The organism is uncultured Tateyamaria sp. (assembly GCF_947497045.1).
In the GTDB taxonomy this organism is placed as follows: domain Bacteria; phylum Pseudomonadota; class Alphaproteobacteria; order Rhodobacterales; family Rhodobacteraceae; genus Tateyamaria.
On the sequence record NZ_CANMEU010000007.1, the window covers coordinates 104,963 to 130,548 of the forward strand.

General features: G+C 60.3%; 31 protein-coding genes and 2 tRNA genes. 24 read left to right on the forward strand and 9 right to left on the reverse strand.

Features of this window, described 5'->3' with window-relative positions; genetic code table 11:
- The first annotated feature begins 40 nt into the window (after nucleotides 1-40).
- A tRNA-Arg gene (locus Q0859_RS14670) sits at nucleotides 41-117 on the forward strand.
- Between the two features lie 114 nt (nucleotides 118-231).
- Here Q0859_RS14670 and Q0859_RS14675 read toward each other — a convergent pair.
- Nucleotides 232-840, reverse strand: coding sequence for a hypothetical protein (locus Q0859_RS14675; RefSeq protein WP_299152311.1), 609 nt, complete (start codon nucleotides 838-840; stop codon nucleotides 232-234).
- A 379-nt stretch (nucleotides 841-1,219) separates the two neighbouring features.
- Here Q0859_RS14675 and Q0859_RS14680 point away from each other — a divergent pair, with 379 nt between their 5' ends.
- From Q0859_RS14680 to Q0859_RS14690, 3 genes are all read left to right on the forward strand, one after another.
- Complete coding sequence (locus Q0859_RS14680; RefSeq protein WP_299152313.1) at nucleotides 1,220-1,606, forward strand: MarR family transcriptional regulator; 387 nt, start codon at nucleotides 1,220-1,222, stop codon at nucleotides 1,604-1,606.
- A 101-nt stretch (nucleotides 1,607-1,707) separates the two neighbouring features.
- Nucleotides 1,708-2,472, forward strand: a complete 765-nt coding sequence (locus Q0859_RS14685; RefSeq protein WP_299152315.1) for an alpha/beta hydrolase — start codon at nucleotides 1,708-1,710, stop codon at nucleotides 2,470-2,472.
- Nucleotides 2,473-2,543: 71 nt separating this feature from the next.
- The gene (locus Q0859_RS14690; RefSeq protein ID WP_299152316.1) at nucleotides 2,544-3,113 is read left to right on the forward strand and encodes a carboxymuconolactone decarboxylase family protein; all 570 of its coding nucleotides are present in this window, start codon (nucleotides 2,544-2,546) and stop codon (nucleotides 3,111-3,113) included.
- Nucleotides 3,114-3,310: 197 nt separating this feature from the next.
- Here Q0859_RS14690 and Q0859_RS14695 read toward each other — a convergent pair whose 3' ends face one another.
- The 3 genes from Q0859_RS14695 to Q0859_RS14705 are packed head-to-tail and all read right to left on the reverse strand — an operon-like array spanning nucleotide 3,311 to nucleotide 4,566.
- The gene (locus Q0859_RS14695; protein ID WP_299152319.1) at nucleotides 3,311-3,619 is read right to left on the reverse strand and encodes a hypothetical protein; all 309 of its coding nucleotides are present in this window, start codon (nucleotides 3,617-3,619) and stop codon (nucleotides 3,311-3,313) included.
- A gap of 3 nt (nucleotides 3,620-3,622) precedes the next feature.
- Nucleotides 3,623-4,261 (reverse strand): hypothetical protein, encoded by a 639-nt coding sequence (locus Q0859_RS14700; RefSeq protein WP_299152321.1) that lies wholly within the window; start codon nucleotides 4,259-4,261, stop codon nucleotides 3,623-3,625.
- Nucleotides 4,237-4,566 (reverse strand): hypothetical protein, encoded by a 330-nt coding sequence (locus Q0859_RS14705; protein ID WP_299152323.1) that lies wholly within the window; start codon nucleotides 4,564-4,566, stop codon nucleotides 4,237-4,239. Before Q0859_RS14705 ends, Q0859_RS14700 begins: the two co-directional genes overlap by 25 nt.
- Before the next feature lie 206 nt (nucleotides 4,567-4,772).
- Here Q0859_RS14705 and rpiB point away from each other — a divergent pair, with 206 nt between their 5' ends.
- The 7 genes from rpiB (at nucleotide 4,773) to urtE (ending at nucleotide 12,057) form a co-directional block, all read left to right on the forward strand.
- Nucleotides 4,773-5,222: a ribose 5-phosphate isomerase B gene (gene rpiB, locus Q0859_RS14710; protein WP_299152325.1), complete on the forward strand. Its 450-nt coding sequence runs from the start codon at nucleotides 4,773-4,775 to the stop codon at nucleotides 5,220-5,222.
- Between the two features lie 167 nt (nucleotides 5,223-5,389).
- Nucleotides 5,390-5,776, forward strand: coding sequence for a hypothetical protein (locus Q0859_RS14715; protein WP_299152328.1), 387 nt, complete (start codon nucleotides 5,390-5,392; stop codon nucleotides 5,774-5,776).
- Between the two features lie 298 nt (nucleotides 5,777-6,074).
- Entirely contained in the window at nucleotides 6,075-7,352 is a 1,278-nt protein-coding gene (gene urtA / locus Q0859_RS14720; protein ID WP_299152330.1) for an urea ABC transporter substrate-binding protein, read from the forward strand.
- A 54-nt stretch (nucleotides 7,353-7,406) separates the two neighbouring features.
- Nucleotides 7,407-9,356 carry an urea ABC transporter permease subunit UrtB gene (gene urtB, locus Q0859_RS14725; RefSeq protein WP_299152331.1) on the forward strand — a complete coding sequence of 650 codons (1,950 nt, stop codon included), beginning with the start codon at nucleotides 7,407-7,409 and terminating at the stop codon, nucleotides 9,354-9,356.
- A gap of 133 nt (nucleotides 9,357-9,489) precedes the next feature.
- On the forward strand, nucleotides 9,490-10,623 hold the full coding sequence (gene urtC, locus Q0859_RS14730) for an urea ABC transporter permease subunit UrtC (RefSeq protein ID WP_299152333.1): 1,134 nt from the start codon (nucleotides 9,490-9,492) through the stop codon (nucleotides 10,621-10,623).
- Nucleotides 10,620-11,360: an urea ABC transporter ATP-binding protein UrtD gene (urtD, locus tag Q0859_RS14735; protein WP_299152336.1), complete on the forward strand. Its 741-nt coding sequence runs from the start codon at nucleotides 10,620-10,622 to the stop codon at nucleotides 11,358-11,360. Before urtC ends, urtD begins: the two co-directional genes overlap by 4 nt.
- Nucleotides 11,361-11,370: 10 nt before the next feature.
- Nucleotides 11,371-12,057: an urea ABC transporter ATP-binding subunit UrtE gene (gene urtE / locus Q0859_RS14740; protein ID WP_299152545.1), complete on the forward strand. Its 687-nt coding sequence runs from the start codon at nucleotides 11,371-11,373 to the stop codon at nucleotides 12,055-12,057.
- On the opposite strand, the gene Q0859_RS14745 is transcribed toward urtE, so the two are convergent.
- A complete protein-coding gene (locus Q0859_RS14745; RefSeq protein WP_299152338.1) occupies nucleotides 12,054-13,025 on the reverse strand; it encodes a hypothetical protein in 972 nt (323 codons plus the stop codon). The two genes, urtE and Q0859_RS14745, sit on opposite strands and share 4 nt — an antisense overlap.
- Complete coding sequence (locus tag Q0859_RS14750) at nucleotides 13,022-13,840, reverse strand: DUF6502 family protein (protein ID WP_299152340.1); 819 nt, start codon at nucleotides 13,838-13,840, stop codon at nucleotides 13,022-13,024. The genes Q0859_RS14745 and Q0859_RS14750 overlap by 4 nt, the downstream gene beginning before the upstream one ends.
- 181 nt (nucleotides 13,841-14,021) lie before the next feature.
- Between Q0859_RS14750 and Q0859_RS14755 the strand changes: the two genes are divergently transcribed.
- The 3 genes from Q0859_RS14755 (at nucleotide 14,022) to Q0859_RS14765 (ending at nucleotide 17,165) form a co-directional block, all read left to right on the forward strand.
- Nucleotides 14,022-14,510 carry a fasciclin domain-containing protein gene (locus Q0859_RS14755; RefSeq protein WP_299152342.1) on the forward strand — a complete coding sequence of 163 codons (489 nt, stop codon included), beginning with the start codon at nucleotides 14,022-14,024 and terminating at the stop codon, nucleotides 14,508-14,510.
- Nucleotides 14,511-14,624: 114 nt separating this feature from the next.
- Nucleotides 14,625-16,409, forward strand: coding sequence for a gamma-glutamyltransferase family protein (locus Q0859_RS14760; RefSeq protein WP_299152345.1), 1,785 nt, complete (start codon nucleotides 14,625-14,627; stop codon nucleotides 16,407-16,409).
- A 72-nt stretch (nucleotides 16,410-16,481) separates the two neighbouring features.
- Nucleotides 16,482-17,165, forward strand: coding sequence for a DUF1045 domain-containing protein (locus tag Q0859_RS14765; protein ID WP_299152349.1), 684 nt, complete (start codon nucleotides 16,482-16,484; stop codon nucleotides 17,163-17,165).
- Nucleotides 17,166-17,351: 186 nt separating this feature from the next.
- Here the strand turns inward: Q0859_RS14765 and Q0859_RS14770 are convergent.
- Nucleotides 17,352-17,426, reverse strand: a tRNA-Thr gene (locus tag Q0859_RS14770).
- Between the two features lie 83 nt (nucleotides 17,427-17,509).
- Here Q0859_RS14770 and Q0859_RS14775 point away from each other — a divergent pair.
- From Q0859_RS14775 to Q0859_RS14815, 9 genes are all read left to right on the forward strand, one after another.
- Complete coding sequence (locus Q0859_RS14775; RefSeq protein ID WP_299152354.1) at nucleotides 17,510-17,671, forward strand: hypothetical protein; 162 nt, start codon at nucleotides 17,510-17,512, stop codon at nucleotides 17,669-17,671.
- The gene (gene murA / locus Q0859_RS14780) at nucleotides 17,664-18,935 is read left to right on the forward strand and encodes a UDP-N-acetylglucosamine 1-carboxyvinyltransferase (protein ID WP_299152358.1); all 1,272 of its coding nucleotides are present in this window, start codon (nucleotides 17,664-17,666) and stop codon (nucleotides 18,933-18,935) included. The genes Q0859_RS14775 and murA overlap by 8 nt, the downstream gene beginning before the upstream one ends.
- Nucleotides 18,932-19,414 (forward strand): DUF2948 family protein, encoded by a 483-nt coding sequence (locus Q0859_RS14785; RefSeq protein WP_299152362.1) that lies wholly within the window; start codon nucleotides 18,932-18,934, stop codon nucleotides 19,412-19,414. Before murA ends, Q0859_RS14785 begins: the two co-directional genes overlap by 4 nt.
- A complete protein-coding gene (locus tag Q0859_RS14790; protein WP_299152366.1) occupies nucleotides 19,407-19,913 on the forward strand; it encodes a GNAT family N-acetyltransferase in 507 nt (168 codons plus the stop codon). The genes Q0859_RS14785 and Q0859_RS14790 overlap by 8 nt, the downstream gene beginning before the upstream one ends.
- A 105-nt stretch (nucleotides 19,914-20,018) precedes the next feature.
- The gene (gene hisD / locus Q0859_RS14795; RefSeq protein WP_299152369.1) at nucleotides 20,019-21,320 is read left to right on the forward strand and encodes a histidinol dehydrogenase; all 1,302 of its coding nucleotides are present in this window, start codon (nucleotides 20,019-20,021) and stop codon (nucleotides 21,318-21,320) included.
- Nucleotides 21,321-21,476: 156 nt separating this feature from the next.
- The gene (locus Q0859_RS14800; protein ID WP_299152373.1) at nucleotides 21,477-21,956 is read left to right on the forward strand and encodes a UPF0262 family protein; all 480 of its coding nucleotides are present in this window, start codon (nucleotides 21,477-21,479) and stop codon (nucleotides 21,954-21,956) included.
- Nucleotides 21,957-22,418: a low molecular weight phosphatase family protein gene (locus Q0859_RS14805; RefSeq protein ID WP_299152376.1), complete on the forward strand. Its 462-nt coding sequence runs from the start codon at nucleotides 21,957-21,959 to the stop codon at nucleotides 22,416-22,418. It begins immediately after the preceding gene.
- On the forward strand, nucleotides 22,415-22,810 hold the full coding sequence (locus tag Q0859_RS14810) for a ketosteroid isomerase-related protein (RefSeq protein ID WP_299152550.1): 396 nt from the start codon (nucleotides 22,415-22,417) through the stop codon (nucleotides 22,808-22,810). The genes Q0859_RS14805 and Q0859_RS14810 overlap by 4 nt, the downstream gene beginning before the upstream one ends.
- Nucleotides 22,807-23,388 (forward strand): GNAT family N-acetyltransferase, encoded by a 582-nt coding sequence (locus Q0859_RS14815; protein WP_299152380.1) that lies wholly within the window; start codon nucleotides 22,807-22,809, stop codon nucleotides 23,386-23,388. Before Q0859_RS14810 ends, Q0859_RS14815 begins: the two co-directional genes overlap by 4 nt.
- Here Q0859_RS14815 and Q0859_RS14820 read toward each other — a convergent pair.
- On the reverse strand, nucleotides 23,385-23,747 hold the full coding sequence (locus Q0859_RS14820; RefSeq protein WP_299152385.1) for a hypothetical protein: 363 nt from the start codon (nucleotides 23,745-23,747) through the stop codon (nucleotides 23,385-23,387). The genes Q0859_RS14815 and Q0859_RS14820 overlap by 4 nt on opposite strands.
- Before the next feature lie 317 nt (nucleotides 23,748-24,064).
- Between Q0859_RS14820 and Q0859_RS14825 the strand changes: the two genes are divergently transcribed.
- Nucleotides 24,065-24,190 carry a hypothetical protein gene (locus Q0859_RS14825; RefSeq protein ID WP_299152387.1) on the forward strand — a complete coding sequence of 42 codons (126 nt, stop codon included), beginning with the start codon at nucleotides 24,065-24,067 and terminating at the stop codon, nucleotides 24,188-24,190.
- An 18-nt stretch (nucleotides 24,191-24,208) separates the two neighbouring features.
- On the opposite strand, the gene Q0859_RS14830 is transcribed toward Q0859_RS14825, so the two are convergent.
- Complete coding sequence (locus tag Q0859_RS14830; protein ID WP_299152390.1) at nucleotides 24,209-25,513, reverse strand: pitrilysin family protein; 1,305 nt, start codon at nucleotides 25,511-25,513, stop codon at nucleotides 24,209-24,211.
- Nucleotides 25,514-25,586 lie beyond the last annotated feature (73 nt).

A 25,586-nucleotide genomic window follows, 5' to 3' on the forward strand; every position in this document is an offset into this window, starting at 1 on the left:
TTGCCACCTGCGCGCACCTGCGCCATGACTGATCCCGCGCGGTCCCGTAGCTCAACTGGATAGAGCACCTGACTTCTAATCAGGATGTTGAGGGTTCGAGTCCTTCCGGGATCGCCAGCTTTTCCATGCAAAGCGTCAGGCGGGTTTTATCTTCACGTTACGCTATTGGGCCAAAGCTGGAGAGGTTGCCGGTCTTTCAGGTTGCATCCGAGGTTGGGTTTGAAGCCATTTTTACGGTCCTCGATTACTGACAAACTCACTTAATTCACCCTTTTGGAGGTCGTAGATGATACCCCACGCAGCAAAGCCTCCGTCGCAAAAAATTATAGCATTGTCGCCCTGCATGCCACTAAGTGCGACGCTGTGCGCCAAGTAGGACGCGTAAATGTACCTGTTTCCACCTCTCTCGAAACCAACAAACTGTGCTCGGTATTTCGCTAAGTCTGGGTTTCTCCCTAGTGCGGCGTAACGCAATTGTCCTTCCATCAAATGGTCTTGCAGATACGCCTTTTGGGCGAAAAAATGTCCAAGTCGCTGTTCTAATTCCCCGATTTCATTTTCCTGCGGCAACCAGACGGCACCGTCAGGTGTCGGCGCTCTGCGTGAACACTGTTTGAATAAACCGGGGGCTTCCTCCAATGAAATTGAAAGAGGCCCCGCTTCGGACAGGCCTTTCCAATCTGCGGCTCTATGGCTGCTCGCAAACGCGTGGAAGGATAGAACCATCACAAACACCGCTACGAAGGCTATGGTTGTTAGAGACCTGCGTGAAAATTTCAAAATCTTAAAACCCTGAACTGAATGATATATCGGGGTGCTGCATCTGGTTTTCAATGTCACTAAGCTCCGCATACGGGACCTTCGAGCGCCCCGCTGCGAAAGTCGGGCTTGAGGCCAGTCTGACCGATGCTGCGCTTGGCACCAAAAGGGCGGCGCAAAAGCGTGACAGGTCCAGGTTCGATCAACAATTTGAGGCAGTCACACGCTCTCTTCCTGATGAGGAACTCCAAGACTCTCGCATCCAGATCGATTTTCAGGAATCCTAAGGCTGGTGCAATTTGTTGACATCGGGCCATTAGTTGGTACCCCAATCGCCTGTTGGTAAACTTGAACAAACGTAAGATGGTGGTTGAAGATGCAAGCTGATGTAACAGACAAAGACGGGAAGCTGCGGGTTCACCAACAGTTTTGCTTTGCGCTTTATTCTGCCTCACGCGCTGTGACCAAAGCCTATGGCATTTTGTTGAAAGAGCTTGGTGTGACCTACCCGCAATATGCAGCGCTGATGTTGCTGTGGGAGCAAGACGGGATCCTTATCAGTGATATCGCAGCGTCTCTGGAGCTGGATGGAGGCACCGCGACCCCTCTGGTTCAACGGCTTGAGAAGCTGGACTTCGTCACACGGGTGCGGTGCGACGAGGATGAAAGACGTGTAAGGGTCTTTTTGACGGACCAAGGTAAGGCGCTGTTTTGCAAAGCCCTCGAGATACCTCACGGACTAGGGGAAGCCACGGGACTGGATGGGCAGACTGCACATCGCATCGTCGATGAAATGCAAGATATCAAAAGCAACATTGCTGACTGGCTGTCACAAACCCAAGAGTAGAACACGAGAACAGGGTCACGGTTTTGTGTAGGATTTAAACTGGTGCACCAATTATTTGTATGCCAATTAGTTTATGTATCTCATCTCCAAAGGAGCCTCCCATGTATTTTCGATCCCTATTTCTCGGTGCTGTTGCCAGTGCGCTGATCTTGCCAATGGCCGCACTCGCAGAGTCCGGCAAAACTGTTGTTCTGGTCCATGGTGCCTTTGCTGACGGGTCATCCTGGAACAAGGTTATTCCGCTCCTGCAAGAAGAGGGATTGAAAACAATTGCGGTCCAACTGCCAATGACTTCCCTTGCCGATGATGTGGCCTTTACACAGCGCGCCATTGACAACGCAGAAGGTGATGTCGTCCTTGTCGGACATTCCTGGGGGGGCGTCGTCATTACGGAAGCCGGTGCTGACGAACAGGTGGGCTCTTTGGTGTACCTTTCCGCCTTCGCGCCAAAGGCCGGCGAGCACATCCACGATATCCTCGACGATGCTCACAAAACGCGCGGCATCCCCACCGTGGATGGTTTCAAGACGCCGATCGTCGATGAAAATAAATTCATTCGCCTGTCAGAAGAAACGATCGTCGAGTATTTCGCTCCCGACATCCCCCAAGCGGATGCTAAACTGATCGCAGCATCACAGGGCCGTCTGCACGCCGCCGCGCTTGATCAGGCACCCAACGTTCAGGCGTGGGACGGAAAACCATCCTGGTACATCGTTGCCGCGAATGACCAGATGATTGCCCCTGCCGTTCAACGGGAACAGGCCGAGCGGATTGGCGCACACACGGTAGAAATCTCTGCAAGCCACGTTGGCATGCTCTCCAAGCCTCAAGATGTGGCAGATGTGATCATTGACGCTGCAAAATGACATCCAGCCGCGCGCGCCTGCTTCCTGGGTGCGCGCTTTCTCTTTCACTTCCCCTCTATATGGACAAAAACATGACTGATTTCCCCTCTCACGACGTACAAAGCGCCCCCGAAGGGTCCAAACCCCTGCTTGAGGCGAGCCAAAAAGCATTCGGCCGCCTTCCCGGTCTCCACAAGGTGATGGCTGAAAGCCCGCAGGTGCTGGAAGGTTACCAGGTTCTGCACAAGCTGTTCACCGAGACAGCGTTTGACGCGGACGAGATGACCGTTGTCTGGCAAACGATCAACGTGGAGCACGAATGCCACTATTGCGTTCCGGCCCACACAGGCATTGCAAAGATGATGAAGGTGTCGGACGAGATCAGCCAAGCCCTACGCAATGAAACACCACTGCCAACTGCCAAACTCGAGGCCCTGCGTGTCTTTACTCTGCGTATGCTACGCGGGCGGGGCAATGTCACCGAGGCCCAAATGCAGGAGTTCTTTGAAGCAGGTTATGGCCACCGCGCTGTGCTGGATGTTATTCTTGGCCTCGCTCAAAAAACGATGTCAAACTACATCAACCATGTGGCTGAGACGCCGCTGGACGACGTTGTAAAACCATTGGCATGGACACGCGGCGAAAACCCCGTCGCTGCCTGACACCTCTGTTTGGCCGAAAATATTCGAGCCGGGACAATGGCCCGGCTCGTTTTTATTATTGTCCGATTTGTCCCGCACACCGGACCATCAAGCGCCCCGCTACCTTAAGTCCACTTTGGGCCAATATTGCGTGATGCGACCATTTGATGGGGCACGAAAAACCACCGCATCCTGTCAAAAAAGCCCCCCGCTGATCGCTACCGTCTTGTTCGAAAGGCAGCGATGCCCAAGGCGCAGCCGCTTTGCACGACTGCCCGCCAGGGAGAGATATTTGGATCCGGGTCCTTGCCACTGGCCATGCGGCGAATTTGCGTCTCGTAATATGTGATTGCCAGCATGAACATCTTGTCCAGTTTCTGAACTCCGGTGGTCGCGCGGCCCACGTCGCAGCGATAGCTGGCATCTCGCGCCGCATTTTGTGGCAGTTCGGGGTCCACGCTCAACGCACGTGCGATACCGACGAAATCTGTTGCCCCAGAGGCCAGCGCATCCTCCATCCCAGCCACGGATCAGAACCCACCGGTCACGACTGCGGGAACATCCGTCAACGCCCGGGCCCGCGTTGCGAAATCCAGAAGGTAGGCCTCGCGGGCCTGCGTCGACTGTTTTGCGCCGGTCATTGCGGGGTTTTCATAATTGCCGCCGGAAATCTCGATCCGATCAGTCCCCTCGTCCGACAGGGCGCGGATCAGGTCTTGGGCATCTGCGCCCTCAAACCCGTCTTTCTGGAAGTCTGCGCTGTTCATCTTAATCGACACCGGGAATTGTGTGCCCACCTCACGCCGGATCGCGCGCAAGATCTCGAGGACAAAGGTACGGCGTTTGGCGGGGGAGCCGCCCCATGCGTCATCGCGCCGATTGTGGTGGGGCGACAGAAACTGGTTGACCAGATACCCATGTGCGCCGTGAATCTGCACCCCGTCAAACCCAGCAATCTGCGTCAGCTTTGCGGTTTTGGCAAAACGCTCGATGATCTCCAGAATCTCGCCCGGCTCCAGTGCGCGCGGGCGGGCAAAGGCCGCATCCAGCCCTTGCCCCAATGCAACCGCACTTGGGGCGACGGGTTGGGCTGTCAGAAATTTCGGGCTTTGTTTGCCGGGATGATTGATCTGCATCCAGAATTTCACATCGGGGTTGGCGGTGTGCACCGCGTCAGCCCAGTCCTTGAGGGGGTAAGGTCGGTGCCCTGTTCCAACACGACATTGCCCGGCTCGCCCAACGCAATGCGGTCGACCATGACGTTGCCTGTAACCAGCACAGCCGTCCCGCCTCTGGCCCGCCGCTCGTAGACCCTGATGTGGTCCTGGGTGGGCAGGTGAATGCCCTGTCTCGCCATTACCTCGCTCATCGCGGATTTGAAGAACCGATTTTGAACGCGACGATTGGGGCCAAGATCGAACGGGGTGAACGGGGTGGGGGCGTGGTCTGGCGGCGTCACAGTAGGGCGATCCATCAATATCAATGGAGTGGAGGGCAGTCTGCATCGCGCCACCTTAGCGGGATATGATCCTGTCGCAATTGCCCGCGCCACAAGACGTCGGGACACGTGGGGCAACCGCTGGACGTCCTTGCCCGGTCTGCTATCACCCATGCACCGTTTACCCATGGCCCTTGGGCCTGTACGCCATCGTCTTGCGCCCCCGAATTGGAACCTGACCCATGACATCCAACACCCGCATTGTCCTTTCCAGTGATCACGCAGCCATCGAAATGCGCCAAGCCATCGCTGCGCATATCAAGGCACTTGGCTGGGAGGTGGTCGATATCGGCCCGACATCACCCGAAAGCACGCATTACCCGATCCATGGTCAGGCGGCTGCCCACAAGGTGGCATCAGGCGATTGCCGGTTCGGGATCATCCTGTGCGGAACAGGGCAGGGGATTATGATGGCCGCCAACAAGGTGGCAGGTGTGCGGTGCGGGGTATGCCTTGATACGTTTTCGGCCCGTATGATCCGCGCGCATAATGACGCCAATATGCTGTCTATCGGTGCGCGGGTGGTGGGCGAGGGGTTGGCGCTTGATCTGGTTGATGCGTTTTTGACGACCGAGTTCGAGGCGGGCCGACATGCCACGCGCGTCGATATGATCGAGGGCGCATCCGCCTAGGACGCACGATTGCGGTGCCCTCGCAGGGTGAGCGGTGATTTCACCCATCTTTGGTTCGTAAGCGGACGGTAGTCCTTTGCCTAATTTGCGGTGATGACGGCAGTGCCCGCTAAAAGTTTTCATATCGCACACTTGCGCGACGTATTTTTCACTGCAATGCTTCATTTGTGAGCAGAATAAGAACGCATATGCGATATGCGCTGATCGGCTTGGCGATGTCGGCGGGACCTGCCGTCGCCCAGGACACCCAGTTGCACATCTTTGCCGGATGCACCGGTCGGATTTCGGCGCAGATGGAACATGCCTGGTTGATGAACGATGCCCGCGCAGAGGAACTGGCCGACCTGCGACTGACATTCGTCGGCATTCTCGAAGCGATCATGCCCGCCGATCAGGCGCGCGACACGCTCAACCATCGGATCGAGGTCAAGCGCGCGCATTCCGCCATGCTGACCACAGCATCGTTTGGCACCGATCCAAGGCGCGCAAAGATCGCGCAAAGAACCGCCCGGATTAAGCTGGACGCGTGTCGGGACTTGCTGCTCGACAGCTAGGACCTGTCAAAAATCGAGCCGCCCCCGCTTAATAAACGCGCATCCGGCCCGATTGCAGCCCAAAAAGTAGCCAACCACAGGCCTGCGCCCATTTATCAGGCATCTGCGACTCGGCCCGCCCAAGCGTATCTTCATAAATGCCCAAGCGGCCCCTTGGGGTCGTGTGAATGTGCGGCAGTGTTGGCCTTGGAAAACCTTAAACACCACCGCACACGGCAACATCAAAGTGCCGGGGGTGATATGAGGACAAACCGCTGTGTCCGCAATCCCTTCGGCGCCACGCGCTAAAGGAAAAACGATGAAAAACCCCATTCTTGGAACCACCGCTGCTGTGCTGATGGCCAGCGCGATGCCTGCACTGGCACAGGATTGTCCGATCAAGGTCGGCGTGCTGCACTCGCTGTCGGGCACCATGGCGATCTCGGAGACGACGCTGAAGGACACGATGGAAATGCTTGTCGAACAGCAAAACGAGGCGGGCGGCGTGCTGGGTTGCCAGCTTGAGGCGGTCGTGGTCGACCCGGCCTCTGACTGGCCGTTATTTGCGGAAAAGGCGCGCGAGTTGCTGACCGTCCACGAGGTCGATGTGATCTTTGGCAACTGGACATCCGTCAGCCGCAAATCCGTGCTGCCCGTGATCGAGGAGTTGAATGGCTTGCTGTTCTATCCCGTCCAATATGAGGGTGAGGAGTCGTCCAAAAACGTGTTCTACACCGGGGCGGCCCCCAACCAGCAGGCGATCCCTGCCACCGACTATTTCCTTGAGGAACTGGGCGTTGAAAAGTTTGCCCTGCTCGGCACGGACTATGTTTACCCGCGCACGACCAACAACATCCTTGAATCCTACCTCAAGTCCAAAAGTATCGCCGCCGAAGACATCTTTGTGAACTACACGCCCTTCGGCCACTCGGACTGGTCCAAGATCGTGGCCGACGTGGTCGCACTGGGCGCGGATGGCAAAAAGGTCGGCGTGATCTCGACCATCAACGGTGACGCCAATGTTGGCTTCTACAAAGAACTGGCCGCCGCAGGGATTTCAGCGGATGACATTCCCGTCGTCGCCTTCTCGGTGGGTGAAGAAGAGCTTGCGGGCCTCGACACCTCGAACCTCGTTGGCCATCTCGCCGCGTGGAACTACTTCCAGTCCGCGGAATCGGACGCCAACGAGGCATGGGTCGAAGCCTGGAAGGCGCGCATGGGTGAGGACCGGGTGACCAATGACCCGATGGAGGCGCATTATATCGGCTTCAACATGTGGGTGAATGCGGCCACTGCGGCGGGCACAACGGATGTCGATGCGGTGCGCGAGGCGATGTACGGGCAGGAGTTTCCGAACCTGACCGGCGGCACGGCCGTGATGCTGCCCAACCACCACCTCTCCAAGCCTGTCCTTATTGGCGAAATTCAGGACGATGGTCAGTTTGACATCATCAGCCAGACCCCGGAAGTGCCGGGTGATGCGTGGACCGACTACTTGCCGGAATCCGCCGTGCTCAAGTCTGATTGGCAGGAACTGGGCTGCGGGATGTACAACACATCGACCAGCACCTGCGTGCAGATCAAATCCAACTACTGATCTGAAAGACCGGGGGCGGTTTGCCTGCCCCCGGACCCCTTTGAGGATGCGCGCATGAGCCGATTGCTGATCATATTCTGGTGCCTGATCTGTGCCGTTCCAGTGGCGGCTCAGGATGCTGATGCCCCCATCCAGCAGGTTATGCAGGCCCATGCCGTCGAACTTGCCAAGGCTTCGCGCCGCACCATCCAACCTGCGATCGATGCGTTGATCGACAGTGGCCTGCCTGCGGCCCAAATGGTTCTTGAACGCTGGCAGGCCAAAGAGATGTGGCAGGACGAGGCGACGGGCCTGTTCGTCTTTGCCGAGGAAATCGACCGCGACACGATCCGCATCTTTGACGTGTCTGGCCCTGATATCGGCGAAGTACCGGACGAAGGCTACAAACAACTCAAACCCAACAGCGGCGTGCGTGGTCTGATCGCCGCCGCCCTTGTGAAATTCCAGCTGACCAGTGACAGCCCCGCCATTCGCCGCGTCGCGCTTGATGCGATTGCGCGTGACCCGAAAGAAAGCCATCTGCCAGCCCTGCGCGATGCGATCGCGGTTGAGCCGAGCCCAAATCTCGCCGCCCAGATGGAACGACTGGAGCGGTTGCTGACCATTCCCTTTGGTGCGACCGAGGAGGACCAGATCGATGCGATTGCTTATTTCGAAGGGGATCTTGGGGTCGATGTGCGCGCGGCCCTGAACCCGCTGGTCAGTACAACCATCAAAGTGGCCAAGGCCCCGCCCGAGGACCCCGCCGTCATCCGCGTCTTAAAACCCGGCACCGACGCGTTGCCCAAACCCGACGCATACGCGCTGTTGGTTGCCGATGACCTCGCCCCGCCGCTGATCCCTGACACGGCGGTGCGCGAGACGTTGATCGCAAACATCGAAGACGGAAAGGTCGCAGGAGTGCAGGTCGCCACCCTTTCAACCGTGCAGGCCCGCAACGCAGCCTTTGCGACGCTTGTGGCCGAAGGGCGCGCCAACCCCGCAGCGACCGAGCAGGAGATTGACGACCGGCTCGACGCCTATCAGTTCTTCGAGCTTTATACCGGGGCCCCCGCTGTCGCCCTTGCCGCCCAATCGGTGCTGTCGGGTATCGAAACCAAGGTTGCGCTGAACCAGACGGCGGATCTGGCGCTTGATGCCATTTCGCTTGCGTCCATATATTTTCTGGCCGCCATCGGGCTTGCCATCACCTTCGGGGTGATGGGGGTGATCAACATGGCCCATGGCGAATTCATCATGTTGGGTGCCTATACCGGCTACGTCGTGCAGCTCTTCATCCCCGATCATACGCTGTCCATCCTGCTCGCCATTCCGCTGGCGTTCATGGTGACATTCGCCGCCGGGGTCGCGATGGAGCGTCTCGTGATCCGTTGGCTCTATCATCGCCCGCTTGAGACACTGCTGGCCACGTTCGGGGTATCCATCGCGCTGCAACAACTGGCCAAGAATATCTTTGGCACCCAAGCGCGCCCGCTGACCGCGCCGGGATGGCTGGATGGGTCGATGGTCATCAACGACATCGTCGCCATCAGCTATATCCGCATTGCGATCCTGATCCTCGCGCTGATCTTTCTGGCCGTGTTCCTGATTGTGATGAACCGCACACGGCTCGGGCTGGAAGTGCGGGCGGTCACCCAAAACCCGCGCATGGCGGCCTCCATGGGGATCAATCCGGACCGGATCAACATGCTGACATTCGGGTTCGGCTCGGGCATTGCCGGGATCGCAGGCGTCGCCATCGGACTTTATGCCAAGGTCACGTCCGAGATGGGTGCCGACTATATCGTGCAGTCGTTTATGACGGTGGTTGTGGGCGGGGTTGGCAACATCTGGGGCACGCTGTTGGGGGCCGCCATGGTCGGCACGCTTCAAAAGGGGATCGAGTGGCTGAACCCTTCCAACACGCTGGCGGCACAGACTTACATGATCCTGTTCATCATCCTGTTCATCCAGTTCCGCCCCCGCGGGATCATCGCCCTCAAGGGCCGCGCGGCAGAGGCGTAACAGTATGACCCATACCTCTTCTTTTGACCAAAAATACCGTGAGGGGTCGTCCAACGGGCACCATCGGTCCAGGCGCGATGGACGACGGGCTGGTCCCCAGTCCCGTCCGTTCATCCAGCGCCACCCCTCAGTGATGATCTTCATCGCTTGCCTTGCCCTGTTCACGCTCACAGTCTCGGTCTTGTCGGAAGGGTTCGGGGTCGGCCTCATCTCGACCTCTTTCGTCAAGACGTTGGGCAAGACGCTGTGTCTGTGCCTTGTGGCACTCGCCATGGATGTGGTCTGGGGCTATTGCGGCATCCTCAGCCTCGGGCACATGGCATTCTTCGGCATCGGAGGCTACGCGATCGGGATGTGGCTGATGTATGCGCGCACTGAACTGATCGTAATCCAAAGCCTCGCCGCGGCCCCTCTGCCACCTACGGCGCAAGAAATCTCACAAGGGATCGCCACACAGATTTTCGGGGTCGTGGGCGCCTCTGAATTTCCGCCGATCTGGGCTTTTGCCCACTCGCTTCCGCTGCAACTGGCCGCCGTTGTGCTGGTGCCCGGCCTCATCGCGCTTGCCTTTGGCTGGCTCGCGTTCCGGGCGCGGGTCACGGGGGTGTACCTGTCGATCCTGACCCAGGCGATGACATTGGCCCTCGCGCTCTACCTCTTTCAGAACGACAGCGGCCTGCGGGGCAATAACGGGCTGTCGGGGTTGCAGAACCTGCCGGGGCAGGGGGCCACGCCGCAATCCACGATCTCGCTGTGGTTCCTGTGGGCTTCGGCGCTGGCGCTTGGGCTGGGCTATGTGTTTTGTGCGTGGATGGTGTCGGGCAAGTTCGGCTCGGTCATCCGGGCCATCCGTGATGACGAGGCGCGGGTGCGCTTTCTGGGCTATTCGGTCGAAGCCTACAAGCTGACCGTCTTTACCGTCACAGCGATTATCGCCGCCATTGCGGGTGCGCTTTATTACCCCCAGGCGGGCATCATCAACCCTGCCGAAATCGCACCCATTGCGTCGATCTATCTGGCGGTCTGGGTGGCCATTGGCGGGCGTGGGCGGCTTTACGGGGCGGTGATCGGGGCCGCTTTCGTGTCGCTCTTGTCCACTTGGTTCACCGGCGGGCAGGCCCCCGACACCAATCTGGGGGTCTACACGATCCAGTGGGTGAACTGGTGGACCGTCCTGCTGGGTCTGTCCTTTGTGGTGGTGACCTTGCTGGCCCCCAAGGGCATCGGCGGGCTGTTCGATCTGATCGGCAAGGGGCGCAAACCATGAACACACTTCTGGAAGTGTCCGGCGTGTCCAAGACCTTTGACGGGTTCCGCGCCATCAACAATCTGTCCTTCCAGATTGGTGAGCCTGAGCTGCGCGCGGTGATCGGCCCGAACGGGGCGGGCAAGACGACCTTTATGGACATCGTAACGGGCAAGACCAAGCCCGATGAAGGTCGGGTAATCTTTGGAGAAAAGTCCATCTCGCTGCTCAAACTGAGCGAAAGCCGGATTGCCCAGACCGGGATCGGGCGCAAGTTCCAGCGCCCCACGGTGTTTGAGGATCAAAGCGTAGCCGACAACCTGATGATGGCCTTGAAAAAGGACCGCCGCCCATGGGCAGTGTTGCGATTCCGCCCGCGCCCGCGCGATCACGACGCGGTGGCGCAACTCGCGGATGAGATTGGGTTGATGGATCATTTGACCCGCCGCGCGGGCGACCTGAGCCACGGGCAGAAACAGTGGCTTGAGATTGGCATGTTGCTGGCACAGGACCCGCGCCTGCTGCTGGTAGATGAACCCGCCGCTGGCATGACCCCGGCGGAGCGGGAACACACCACCGACATTCTGGTCGAGGCGGCCAAGACGCGTGCGGTGGTCGTCGTTGAACATGACATGGAGTTCGTGCGCCGCCTCGATTGCAAGGTGACGGTGCTGCATGAAGGGTCGGTGCTGGCCGAAGGATCACTGAACCATGTGACGGCGGATGAAAAGGTAATCGAGGTGTATCTTGGCCGATAATGTTCTCGAAATGCGGGATCTGACCCTGCACTACGGTGGCAGTCAGATTCTCTATGATGTTGATGTCACGGCGGCGCGCGGCGAGGTTACATGCGTGATGGGTACCAATGGTGTGGGCAAGACCAGCCTGCTCAAGGTGATTTCGGGCACACATCCGCGCTCGGGCGGCAGCTATCATCTTGAGGGGCGCGATGTGGGCAGGGTCACCGCGCATGGGCTCGCACAGCAGGGCGTTGCCTATGTCCCGCAGGGGCGCGAGATTTTCCCGTTTCTAAGCGTGCGCGAGAACCTTGAAACCGGGTTTGCCTGTCTGCCCCGCGCCGAGCGCCATGTGCCGGACGAGATTTTCGATCTGTTCCCCATCCTGCGCGACTTTCTGCATCGGCGTGGCGGCGATCTGTCCGGCGGGCAGCAACAACAGCTTGCCATTGCCCGCGCTCTTGTGACCCGCCCGAAACTGTTGCTGCTGGATGAGCCGACCGAGGGCATTCAGCCCAACATCATCAAGCAGATCGGCGAAGTCATCGCGCAACTGCGGGCGCGCGGTGACATGGCGATTGTGCTGGTCGAACAGTATTTCGACTTTGCCCGCGATCTTGGGGATCAGTTTCTGGTGCTGGAGCGGGGCGCGGAAAAGCTGCGCGGCAGGGCTGCCGATATCCCCCGCGACACCCTTCTGGCCGCCGTATCGGTTTAGCGCGTCGACACGGGCCGCGCGGCTTGCCCAACCAGACCCGTGGCAAAGGTGGCATCGTCCTCGGGGCGCAGCAATGCGGCGCGCAGGTGCGCGTCGTCGGGCAGAAGCACAGCGCGGCGCGCCCTGAACCGCCCGTCATAGGGGCCGAAATACAGCGCGCGATGCGAGGCAAAGGGGCTAAGCGCAAGGCGCTGGTCAAAGCTGTGCCCAAGCCCTGACACCGCAAAGCCGGGGGCGGTGGCGACGGGTTCGAGATAGCCCTCGACGGACAGTTGGCGGATCGTCTCGGCACCTTGACGGAACCGGCCCACCTGCACGGATGAAGCCGTCAGAACACCATCCATGAACGCACCGCGTGCGACCACGAACTGACCGGCGGTCAGGCGCAAACCGGCGGGTGGGATCACCGGTGTCTGACCGATCTGCCAGCCCACGTCTGATCCCAATGCCAAAACGCCCGAGACCACATCTGCGCCACTGGCCGGGGTGATCAGGCTGGTGCGCACGGTGCCGTCGGGTTGCCAGACCCCATGGGCGGCCACGCGCCGACCTGTCACGTTGCTTGTCGCGATGTCTGCTTCGATCATAAGCGGTGTGCCATTCACGGCAAAGCCCGTGGCCTGTCGTTGCAGGATCCCGATGAGGGGGATGTCCACATCCACGCGCCGCGCCTCGAACCGCCCTGATCGCATGGCCGCAACGATGCTGAGCGCCACGCCCGACACCAGCGCATCGGACCCGACGGGTTGACCGGCCATGAACAGGCTTGCATCACTTGGCACTTCAACCCGGAGCCCGTTGACCAGAACGCTGCCCGTCCCGGTCATCAGCCCGACAATGCCGGTGCCGCCGATCCCGCCTTCAAACGGATCGTCGCCCAGTTGCACCGTGGGAATCGCAGGGGCACATCCGCTTATGGCGGTGGCACCCATCAGCCCAATCATGTGGCGGCGGTTGATCATGGTCACGTCTCGTCAAGTTCCTGGGGTGCGGGTGCGTCGGCCTCTTTGGTCGTCGTGCGGTAAAAATAGATGCCAAGACGATACCGCTGGCGGGGGCCACCTGTGTTCGCATCGGCGCGATGCAATGCGCTGCTTTGTCGATTCAGCGTCTCGAGCAGGGTCTGGGACTGGGTGCGGGCGGTAGCCTCGATCTGGTCTACGGCCTCGGGCGTCATCTGGTTGTAAAACACGCTGCGCTCAAAGAAGGCCGGGCTGTCTGCCAGCAGGTTTTCGGTGGCGGCAGCCAGATGATCGCCGACATTTGCGCCAAAGAACACCTCTTTGTCGGAGGCGGTTGCGGTGCCGACCACGGCTTCGGCGCGCAGGTGCAACATATCCGCGCGGGCGTCTATCAGCCCGGCGTGCATCAATTCGTCGAGCACGGTGCGCGGGCGCACGTCCTTGCTGAGGCCGCGCACGAGTGTGTCGAAACTGGCGTCATTGTCGGCAGTGCGGGGCAGGGCAATGGGAGCACCCGCCTCGTCTACATAGTCGGGGTGAGACATCCATTGCCCAATGACCGTGGCCAGCAGTGCGCTTTTGCGCCGTGCCTCGGCGGGTGCGCCGTCTTCCTGAGCGCGGATTGTGCGGATGTCCTTGCGGTGCACGCCGGTCAGCATCGCAACCCGGCTATCGGTCAGGGGCTTGTCATCAAGGCGGAAAGACTCTTCGGCCACTTCGACAAAGACCCGCTTCAACAGGCTGTAGATTACGGGGGCCGTCAAACCACGCGCGATCATCGCGCGCACCAAGGGGCGCAGTAAGCCACTGAGAACACGCAAGAAAGCGTCGGAAGAGTTGGTATGATCCTGTTGGGCCATGTGGTGACATTACAGGACGTGGAAATTTTTTCCACGCCAATCCTTGAAATGTAATCTCGATGCGTCAGTTTGTCTCGTGTGGGAAATATTCCCACGAATTAGACTGGGCCACCCGAGCCAATATGTTAACAGGAGATCACCAATGAAACGCCGTTCCTTCATCAAAATGACTGCCGCCGGTGCAGCACTTGCCGCCCTCGGGGCCTGCGCAGAAATGAACACCACGCCAGATATCGTCGACACCGCCGTCGCCGCCGGGTCCTTTACCACGCTTGTGGCCGCGGTGCAGGCCGCCGGTCTGGTGGACACGTTGAAATCCCCCGGCCCCTTCACCGTATTTGCACCCACGGACGAAGCCTTTGCCGCACTGCCCGCTGGCACGGTTGAAAATCTGCTCAAGCCCGAGAACAAGGACCAGCTGACCGCGATCCTCACCTATCACGTGGTGCCCGGCCAGACACTGGCCGCTGATCTGGCGGGTCAACGCCTGAGTGTGGCAACCGTGAACGGGGCGAACCTGCACATTGATGGGCGCAATGGCGTCAAAGTCGAAAACGCCAATGTCATTCAGGCCGATGTGCTGGCCTCGAACGGTGTGATCCACGTGATCGACAAGGTGCTGCTGCCCTAAGGCACCCCTGACACGTGTCTCCGTCCCGCAAGCGGAGCGCAGGATTTGCTTTTGCAAATCCGGACGGGCCGGGCAACAGTTGCACTAAACCCCAGGCAACGCCCGAGCCCGTCCATGACTTTCACCACCCGTCCCGAACTTACCGGCACCTTTGGCATGGCGACATGCACGCACTGGATCGCGTCCGCGGTTGGATTGAAATTGCTTGAGGCAGGAGGCACCGCCTTTGATGCGGCGGCCGGAATGGGGTTCGTCCTGAACGTTGTCGAGCCGCACCTGAACGGGCCCTTGGGCGACATGCCCGCGCTGATCAGGGTGGCAGGTGAGACCCCCATGGTTGTCTGCGGTCAAGGCGTGGCCCCACAACGTGCCACCATTGCGCATTATCGTGATGAGGGGTTGGAGATGATCCCGGGTGCGGGCCATTTGGCCACGGTGGTGCCCGGTGCCTTTGATGCGTGGATGTTGATGTTACGCGATCATGGGCGGCTCGATTTGCGCAGCGTGCTTGAACCCGCCATTCACTATGCCCGTCATGGTCATCCCGTCCTCGCCCGTGTCAGTGCGACGATTGCCGGGCAGGCGGCGTTCTTTGCGGCTGAATGGCCGAGCTCTGCCGCTGTGTGGACACCGGGTGGCGCGGCCCCTGCACCGGGTGCGTTGTTCAAGAACCCCGAGTTGGCTGATTTTTGGGAGCGCCTGTTGGCCGAGGCCGAATGCGAGACCTCCCGCGCGGCGCAGATTGACGCGGCACGGCGGGCCTTTTCCTCCGGTTTCGTGGCGGAGGCCATTGATCGCTTTGTGGCTGATACCGCGCCTATGGATGGGACGGGCGCGCGGCGCAAAGGGGTGTTGAGCGGCGAGGACATGGCCAATTGGTCCGCCACATACGAACCAGCCATCAGCGTGACTCATCACGGGTGGAACGTGTACAAATGCGGACCGTGGAGCCAAGGCCCCGTCCTGCTCCAATCCCTGCAAATGCTGCGAAGCGACCCCATTGGCGATCTTGATCCGCAAGGGCCTGAGTTCGTGCATCTGACCACCGAAGCGCTGAAACACGCCTTTGCGGACCGCGAGGTGTATTACGGTGATCCGGATCACGCTGATATCCCGATGGGTACACTGCTGAGCGCCGATTATGCCGATCTGCACCGCGCTGATATCAGCGGCACCGCCAGTCAGGATCACCGTCCCGGCCACATTGCGGGCTTTGAGGCGCAGGTGCAGGCGTTTCATACCCGCACCACGCGTGCCGCGCCGCAAACCGGCATCGGGGGTGGCGAACCGACGATGGCCCATCTGGTCAACCGCAAAGGCGATACGGTGCATATCGACGTGATTGATCGGTGGGGCAATATGGTGTCGGCCACGCCATCGGGGGGCTGGTTGCAATCCAATCCGGTTGTGCCCGGGCTTGGCGTGCCGCTCAATTCGCGCGCCCAGATGTTCTGGCTGGAGCCGGACCTGCCCACATCGCTCGCCCCTGGACGCCGCCCACGCACGACGCTGTCACCGTCCATGGCGCTGCATGAGGATGGGCGCGCCCTGGCCTTTGGCACGCCGGGTGGGGATCAGCAGGACCAGTGGCAACTGGCGTTTTTCCTGAGGCTCGCCCATCACGATATGGATTTGCAGGCCGCGATTGATGCGCCGCTGTTTCACACCGGGCATCTACCGGCCAGCTTTTACCCACGCGATATCAGGCCGGGGCATTTGATGATCGAGCCGCAGTTCCTTGCGGCCACGATCAAAGTGCTAGCCGATATGGGGCACGGGATTGAAGAGGCCGCACCATGGAGCGTCGGTCGTCTCACCGCGGCGATGCGGATGCCGGACGGGATATTGAAAGCGGCCGCAACCCCGCGCCTCATGCAGGCCTATGCCATGGGCCGCTAGGTCGGGGCGCAGGACACCTACGCCTTACGGACTTTGCTTGCGTTGGCGTGAAGCTCTACTGATAGGACTGTAATGTATCGTCGGTATGCCATCTTTTACACCCCCGCCCCAGACACGCCACTGGCCCGCTTTGGGGCGGAGTGGTTGGGGTGGGACAGCGCGATGGGCATCACTTGTGCGCATCCGGACGCAGGGGATGTGGATGTGGCTCGGATCACCGAAACGCCGCGCAAGTACGGATTTCACGGCACTATCAAAGCGCCGTTTCGTCTTGCCGAGGAGTACAGTGCTGAGGCGCTTGGGCACGCATTGAGAGCGTTCTGCGCGCAGAGGGCGCGGGTGGAAATCAGTGGATTGACCATTGCCCGATTGGGACGGTTCCTGGCGCTGGTGCCTGTTGGGCCTCAACCCGCATTGACCTTGATGGCGGGTGAGGTTGTGCAAACCCTTGACCCGTTCCGCGCACCTTTGACCGTGGGGGAGTTGGCAAAGCGGCGCCAATCCCGGCTGAGTGCTGCGCAAGACGCCAATCTGGTGCGGTGGGGCTATCCGTTTGTGTTGGAGGCGTTTCGATTTCACATGACCTTGACCGGACGGCTGGCCAAAGAGGATGCGTGCGGGGTTGAGGCGGCTCTTGATGCTCTCCTGCGTCCACTTGCCTTGTCCCCCTATGTGATGACGGGCCTGACGTTGCTGGGTGAGGATGATGCAGGCTGTTTTCATCAGATTGAGCGGTATCGGTTTGGGGAGCCGTAGCCCGCAAGGGATGCGCGTCGGTCGAGAGCTTCGGCATCGTGAAACGACAGAAGTGAGTATCAGCGGTGAAGGATGGTGCTGTGAGAGAGGATTGAACTCTCGCACTCAGCGTAGCCCGCAAGGGATGCGCGTCAGTCGAGAGCTTCGGCATCGTGAAACGACAGAAGTGAGTATCAGCGGTGAAGGTGGTGCTGTGAGAGAGGATTGAACTCTCGACCTCACCCTTACCAAGGGTGTGCTCTACCACTGAGCTACCACAGCATCGTGGCGGGTGATTAGACCTAATTGGGGCATCCTGCAACCCTATTCTGGACGCCCTGACACCCCTGCGGTAGAGAGGCGTCATGGCAGATAAATCCGCACCCTCCCCCACGCCCAAGGACGCGCGCGATGCGCGGCTCAAGGCGGCGCTCAAGGCCAACATGGCCAAGCGCAAGGCACAGGCCAAGGCGCGGCAAAATACGGGCACACCCGACCCCGAGGCAACGGAGCAGGACGATGGATAGTATTGTAGTACGCGGTGGCAGCGCGTTGAACGGCCAGATCCCGATTGCGGGGGCCAAGAATGCCTGCCTCACCCTGATGCCGGCCACCTTGCTGAGTGACGAGCCGTTGACGCTGACCAATGCGCCGCGCTTGTCGGACATCCGCACCATGACCCAATTGCTGCAATCGCTTGGGGCGGAGGTCACCTCGATGCAGGACGGACAGGTCCTTGCGATGTCGTGCCATGGTGGTGTGAATACCCGCGCCGAATACGACATCGTGCGCAAGATGCGGGCCTCGAACCTCGTGCTCGGTCCGCTGCTGGCGCGCGAAGGGCACGCGGAAGTGTCCTTGCCGGGGGGCTGTGCCATCGGGGCGCGGCCCATGGACATTCACACCGATGGGCTGGCCCAGATGGGGGCCGAGATTGAATTGCGCGATGGGTATCTGCATGCCAAGGCCGCGGGTGGTGCGCTCAAGGGCGCTGTGATTGACTTCCCCTTTGCCAGTGTCGGGGCTACCGAAAATATCCTGATGGCTGCCACGCTGGCCAGGGGCACAACGGTTATCAACAACGCTGCGCGCGAGCCTGAGATCGTGGACCTCGCGACGTGCCTGCGCGCCATGGGGGCGCAGATCGATGGTGACGGAACCTCGCGCATCGAGGTGCAGGGGGTGGAGCGTCTGCATGGGGCGACCCACCGCGTTGTCACCGACCGGATTGAGCTGGGCACCTATATGCTTGCCCCCGCCATGTGCGGTGGTGAGGTGGAATGCCTTGGCGGGCGGATCGATCTGCTGGCCGCGTTCTGCGAAAAACTGGATGCGGCGGGCATCAGCGTCGAGGAAACCGACAATGGGCTGAAGGTCGCCCGCAAGAACGGACGGATTGCAGCTGTTGATGTGACCACCGAGCCGTTCCCTGGCTTTCCCACCGACCTTCAGGCGCAGATGATGGCGCTGTTGTGCACGGCTGAGGGCACATCGGTTCTCGAAGAAAAGATATTCGAGAACCGGTTCATGCACGCGCCCGAACTCGAGCGTATGGGGGCTGATATCGACGTGCATGGTGGCACGGCCACTGTACGCGGTGTGGACAAGCTGAAAGGTGCGCCTGTGATGGCGACGGACCTGCGGGCGAGCGTCAGTCTGATCCTGGCCGGGCTGGCCGCCGAAGGCGAAACACGGGTCGCGCGGGTCTATCATCTGGACCGGGGCTATGAACATGTGGTGCGCAAGCTGTCGGGCGTGGGCGCACAGATTGAACGGGTTGAGGGCGAATGAGCAACACAGACACGGATGACGCACGGTTCGAGGATGGGCGCGAGGCACCGTTGAATCTGGGTGCTTTGGACAGGGACGATTTGCAGATCCTTTCGTCCCTGGCGCAAGACGCGGTGTTTCCGATCACCGAAATGAAATGGGACGCAAAGGCGCGCCGTTTTGGTCTGCTTTTGAATCGGTTCCGGTGGGAAGATGCGGCCAGTGCGCGTCACACCCCCGAACGGGTGCAGTCGGTGCTGGCCTTTGATACGGTGTTGCGGGTGTCGAGCCACGGGATTGATCGCGCGGATACCGACACGATCCTGTCGCTGCTGTCGGTCTCGTTCGAGGCGGGCGAAGATGGGGCGGGGGACATTCTGTTGACCCTCGCGGGCGACGGTGCGATCCGCCTGTCGGTCGAGACGATTGAGGCCACGCTCAAGGATGTGACCAAGCCCTATGTGGCCCCCTCAAGGTCCGTGCCGCGCCACGATGACTGACCTGACCGTCCGGGTCGCGACGCCGGATGATGTGCCGGTCTGGTGTGCGTTGCGCTATGACGGGATCTGCAGGTATCCCGGTGCCTTTATCGTGACACCGGATGAGGCTGTTGCGATCCCGGTTGAGGTTGATGCCAGACGCCTTGCGGGCGGTGGCAAGTTTCTGGCCTTTGAGGGCGCGGATGCGGTTGGGCTGGCCGCTCTGAACCCCAATGGTATCTCCCGCGCGCGCCACCGCGCCGAGATTGGTCCGTTTTACGTGGTGGATCAGGCCCGCGGCCGCGGCGTTGCGGATGCTTTGATGGAGGCGATGTGTGCTAGTGCTGTCGCGCGTGGCATCTGGCAACTGGAGTTGTACGTGAATATCGACAATCCCCGTGCGATTGCGTTTTATGCCCGCCATGGATTTGTTGAGATGGGGCGGGTGCCAAACGCGATCCTGGGGGCAGCGGGTCCGGAAACGGATGCGCTGATGATCCGCACGATGTCACAGACCTGATCACCGGGGCGGACGACACGTCCGCCTTACGCCCTGCGGCAATTGTCCCGTCTTGAGCCGACCTCTATCGCCCGCTATGTGCAGGGTCGAACCGAAAGGACGCCCATGCCCCAGTTTCTTGACCACAGCGATGCCGATTTTGAGGCCAGGTTTGCCGCTCTGCTGAGTGCCAAGCGCGAGGACAGCCCGGATGTGGACGCGGCTGTGGCAGAGATCATCGCGGATGTGCGGGCGCGTGGGGATGCTGCTGTGATTGCGCTGACCGAGCGGTTTGACCGCATCGCGTTGACCCCCGAAACGCTGCGGATTGGCCCCGACGAGATATCCGCCGCCATTGCGACCGTATCCCCTGAGGATCGCGCGGCCCTGGAATTGGCGGCGGCCCGGATCGAAGCCTATCACGCGCGACAAATGCCAGCGGATGCGCAGTGGACGGATGAGGCGGGTGCTACTCTTGGGTGGCGGTGGACTGCGGTATCGGCGGCGGGCCTTTATGTGCCCGGCGGCTTGGCGAGTTACCCGTCCTCGGTGCTGATGAACGCGATCCCGGCCAAAGTCGCGGGCGTGGGCCGCTTGGCGATCACGGTGCCGACGCCGGACGGTGTGCTGAACCCGCTGGTGCTGCTGGCGGCACACCTGTCAGATGTGGACGAGATTTACCGCATCGGTGGCGCGCAGGCGATTGCGGCGCTGGCCTATGGCACCGAGACCATCGCGCCCGTGGACAAGATCACAGGCCCCGGAAACGCGTTTGTGGCCGCCGCCAAGCGGCGCGTCTTTGGCAAGGTTGGCATCGATATGATCGCAGGCCCCTCCGAGATCCTGGTGATTGCGGATGGGGACAATGACCCGGATTGGATCGCGCTCGATCTGTTGAGCCAGGCCGAACATGACGAGAGTGCGCAATCCTTGCTGATCACCACGGATGCCGCCTTTGGTCGCGCGGTGGCCGACGCGGTGAACCGGCGGCTCGAAACGCTGGAACGGCGCGCGATTGCGGGCGCAAGCTGGCGTGACTTTGGCGCGGTGATCACGGTCCCTGATCTGGCTGTGGCTGCGACCCTGTCGGATCGGATTGCGCCCGAACATCTGGAGTTGTGCGTGGCGGACCCTGCTGGACTGTCCGGGAAGATTACCCATGCCGGTGCGATTTTTCTGGGCCAATGGACGCCTGAGGCGATTGGTGACTACGTTGGCGGCCCCAATCACGTGTTGCCCACCGCCCGATCGGCCCGGTTTTCATCCGGCTTGTCGGTCATGGATTTTGTGAAGCGCACGACGCTGGCGCAGATGACCCCGGACGCCTTGCGCGCCATTGGCCCGAGTGCGGAGCGGCTCGCGGCCTCGGAAAGTCTTGAGGCGCATGGCTTGTCTGTCACCGCGCGGTTGCGCAAGTTGAACGAGTGAGGATGGGGGCCAGCCACCTCGGCCTTCGGCCTCACCCCCGCGGTTTTTTTGGTCAAAAGAAACGGGTAGGCCACTATCAAATTTCCCGCTGGCATTGTGTTGGGCCGAGGCCTTGCGTAAGCATCATGTCGTTGCCCCCTTGCCAAGATCGATGCCATGACCCGTATTATCCACATAACGCTTGATGACGCGAACCTGCCCCCGCCCACGCCCGAGATCGAGCAGGAGCGCAAGGTGGCTGTTTTCGATTTGCTGGAGGAGAACACCTTTGTCCTGCCGGCCCGCAATGGTCAGGATGTGCCAGCGGGGCCTTATCATGTGGGTCTGTCCATCCGCGACAAGCGGCTGGTGTTTGATGTGGCGACGGAAACGGCTGAAAAGGCGGCGGAATTTCATCTCTCGCTTGGCCCTTTTCGTCAGGTTGTCAAAGACTATTTCCAGATTTGCGAGAGCTATTTCGAAGCGGTCAAGAAACTGCCGCCCAGTCAGATCGAAACCATCGACATGGCCCGGCGCGGCATTCACAACGAAGGCAGCCGGGTGCTTCAGGAGCGGTTGGAGGGCAAGGCGGATGTGGACACTGACACCGCCCGCCGCCTGTTCACCCTGATCTGCGTTCTGCATTTCGGCGGATAGATGACACATCCGCTTCCGCAATCCGTGCTGTTTTGCTGCGATCACAATGCGGTCCGTTCCCCCATGGCCGAGGGGATTATGAAAAAGTTCTATGGCATAGGCACTTACGTCCAATCCGTGGGTGTGAAGAATGATATGGAGATTGACGGGTTTTCCATTGCAGTCTGCCAGGAGCTTGATGTCGAGTTGAGCCGCCATCGCTCGCGCAGTTTTGACGAGATGGAGCAGTGGGGCGATGATCTGTCTTCGTTTGATCTGGTTGTTGCGCTAAGCCCGGCCAGCCAGCGCCGTGCTCTTGAGTTGACCCGGTTTTACCACCTTGAGGTCGAGTACTGGCCGATCCTTGACCCCACGGGCCTTGGGGAGACACGCAGCGCCAAGCTGGACAGTTATCGCGCGGCCCGCGACCAGATTATCACCCGCCTGACCGAACGGTGGGGCACTGCACAAAAGGACAGCTGATGGAGATCGTGGCGCGTTACTTTGAGGCTTTCAATGCGGGTGATGTGCCGGGGATGGTTGCGTGTCTGAGCGATGATATCGCCCATCATGTCAACGAGGGTCAGGTCCGAACGGGTAAACCTGCCTTCACCGAATTTTGCACCCACATGAACCGCTGCTACCGCGAACAGTTAAGCGATATGGTGATCCTCACAACGTCCGGCGGCACTCGCGCCGCGGCCGAATATGTGGTGAACGGCACCTATATGGCCACCGATGCGGGGCTGCCCGTTGCCCATGGCCAGACCTACGTGCTGCCTGCGGGGTCATTCTTTGACATTCGGGACGGGCGGATTTGTCGGGTCACCACCTATTACAATCTGGCTGACTGGATGGCGCAGGTGTCCGCATGAGGATTGAAACCCTGACCGGCGCTGCCTTGACCGAAGCGCTTGATGACGTGGCCCGTCTGCGCATCGCCGTGTTTCGCGACTGGCCCTATCTTTATGATGGGGATTACGATTACGAACGCCGCTATTTGCAGATTTACGAGCAAAGCAACCGGGCCATTGTGATCGCGGTCTTTGACGGGGATTGGCTGGTGGGCGCGGCCACCGCTGCACCGCTGGCTGAACATGCGGACGACTTTTTCGAGGCTTTCGCAGGCACAACCATCAACATCGACAAGACGTTTTATTGCGGGGAAAGCGTTCTGTTGCCCCGGTACCGGGGGCGGGGGATCGGGCGGCAGTTCTATGACTTGCGCGAAGACTATGCGCGGGGGATGGGGTACGAGCACATGTGTTTTGCCGCTGTGATGCGGGCCAGTGATCACCCCTTGCGCCCCGCAGCCTACAGGTCGCTGGATGGGTTCTGGGAAGGGCGCGGATATCGCCGTTTACCCGGCGTTGTGGCGCATTTTCCATGGAAGGACGTGGATCAGGCTGTCGAGACGAACAAACCCCTGCAATTCTGGTTTCGTGACCTTTAGGTGCAGAGCCTTGCGGCGCGTTCGCTATAGGCTTTCCAGCGCAACCAGAACCGTTCGTCAATGTCGCGATCCGAGGTGCGGACTTCCTGCGCCTGACCGGGATTGTCGAAAAAGACCGATCCGCGGCGTTGGTCATTGGCATTGAGCGATTGATCGGCCACCGCCTGCACACATCCACAGCGCGCGCGGCTGGCCTCTCGTCGTCCTGCAAGCTGGCAGGCCGAATAGATGGGTCCGGTTGCAAACAGGTTGGACGGTGTCGAGGACCGGCCCGCGTCGTTGAACCGCGCCGGGCTTGATGAACAGGCCGCCAGAAATAACGCGGCCACGCCAATGGAAAAAAGTGCAGTGCGGTTCATACGGGATGCCTTGGCCTGTAGGGTCGGCGGGTTTGCCCGCTCTGATCGCATGAGTATGGCGGATTTGGGGGCCGGGTGCAATTCACGAAGGGGTGGGCGTGTGGCCAAACGGGTGCGGGTTGCCTGGGCACCGCACTGCGGGGAAGAGCCCGAGACAGGACGGCTTTTCAATCTGCGATTTGACCGGAGCGGGTGGTAGGTCGCGCAGGCGGCCTACGGTGGCGCAGGTCCGCTCAAATGGCGCCTCGAACACTCGCGCCGGATTTGACCGGACCCATGACGCAAGATATATCCGCCCCAAACCAAACGGAGGTCCCATGGCCCGCACCTGCCTGATCCTGATCACCCTTATCGCCACCGTCGCCCTGACAGCTTGCGAAACCGCCAAGGGCTTTGGCCGTGACATCACCAACGCTGCGGACGCCGTGGATCGCGCGATTTAAGGCTGCGGTTTGGGGGCGCTACCCTGCGCGCAGCAGCCCCCAAGGCCCTGTTTTGACCTGCTCTCCCCTCAGGGTGCTGCGCAGATGCGCGAATTTCGGCATCGCGCGCAGCGACCCTGCCAGCAATATCGCGGGCTCTTGTTCGATCAGGGCGCAACCGGCGGCGGCGACGTGATCGCGGCTGAGCGCCATATACCCGGCCAGTTCTTCATCGCTTTCGATCACCCGACCGCGACTGATGATGTCGTGGACCATGTCGCCAGATCTGCGTTCGACGTTGTCGGCGGCCATCAACAGGCCGGAACGGCACCGGTTACGCGCATCCTCAAAGTCTTGCTGCGACAGGGATTGTGCCACGTCGCGCATCGTCTGAAGCGTCACGTCGCACACTTCCTTCATCTTGCGGGCTTCGCACCAGACTTGCAGTTGCAGCATGTTGTTTTGGCCGACCCATTCGAAATGGGTCCATGCGCTGTAGACCAGTCCGCGCTTTTCGCGCAGCTCATCCATCAGCCGGGAAAAGCCGTGGCCGCCCAGAATGTCTTCGTAGAATACAGTCGCTTTGTGTTGCTGGGTGCCGACCATGGATGTGATATCAAACAGCAGGCTGAAGGAGGCCTGATCGCCCCCCGATGCAATCGAAATTTCGCCCGGCGCAAAGGTGAGGGTGGGCCGGGCGGATGCGGCCCCCACAGGCAAGTCAGCGAAGGCCGCCTGGACTTCTGCGACAACATCATCGTGGTCGACATCGCCCGCAATCGACACGATCAGGTTGCCGGTCACATAGTGGGTGCGGTGAAAGGTCACGATATCGTCGCGGGTGATCGCCTCGATTGTGTCCTCATAGCCGATCACGGGGTGGCGCAGGCTTTGATCCGGGAAGGCAACCCCATAGAGCGCCTCGCGGGCTGAACAGTTGGGGCAGCCACGGCAGTTTTCCTGCTCGATGATGCTCTTTTCCAATGTGATGTCGTCCGGCGCAAAGAGCGGGGCCGTCACCATATCAGCCATCACGCGCAGGGTTGCGATGTAGTCATCCTTGAGGATGCTGGCGGTATAGACTGTGGAATCTTCATCCGTGCGCCCATTGGTTTCAGCCCCAAGACGGCCAAATGCCTTTTGCAACGCCTGACTGTCGCGCTGCGCCGTGCCGCGAAAGGCGAGGTGTTCGATCAGATGCGCAATGCCACACAGATCTTCGGGTTCCTGGGTCGAACCGACACGAAACGCCAGTGTGATCGCCACGCCGTTGAAATGCGGGGCGTGATCCGTCGCAATGACGATGCCATTGTCCAAGGTGGTTTGCGTGATGCCCTGCGCCATCTGTATTCTCCTTTTGGTGGTATCTGGCCGTTCTGGTCACGAAATTTGTCACCAAGAAGGAAACAGTTTGGTC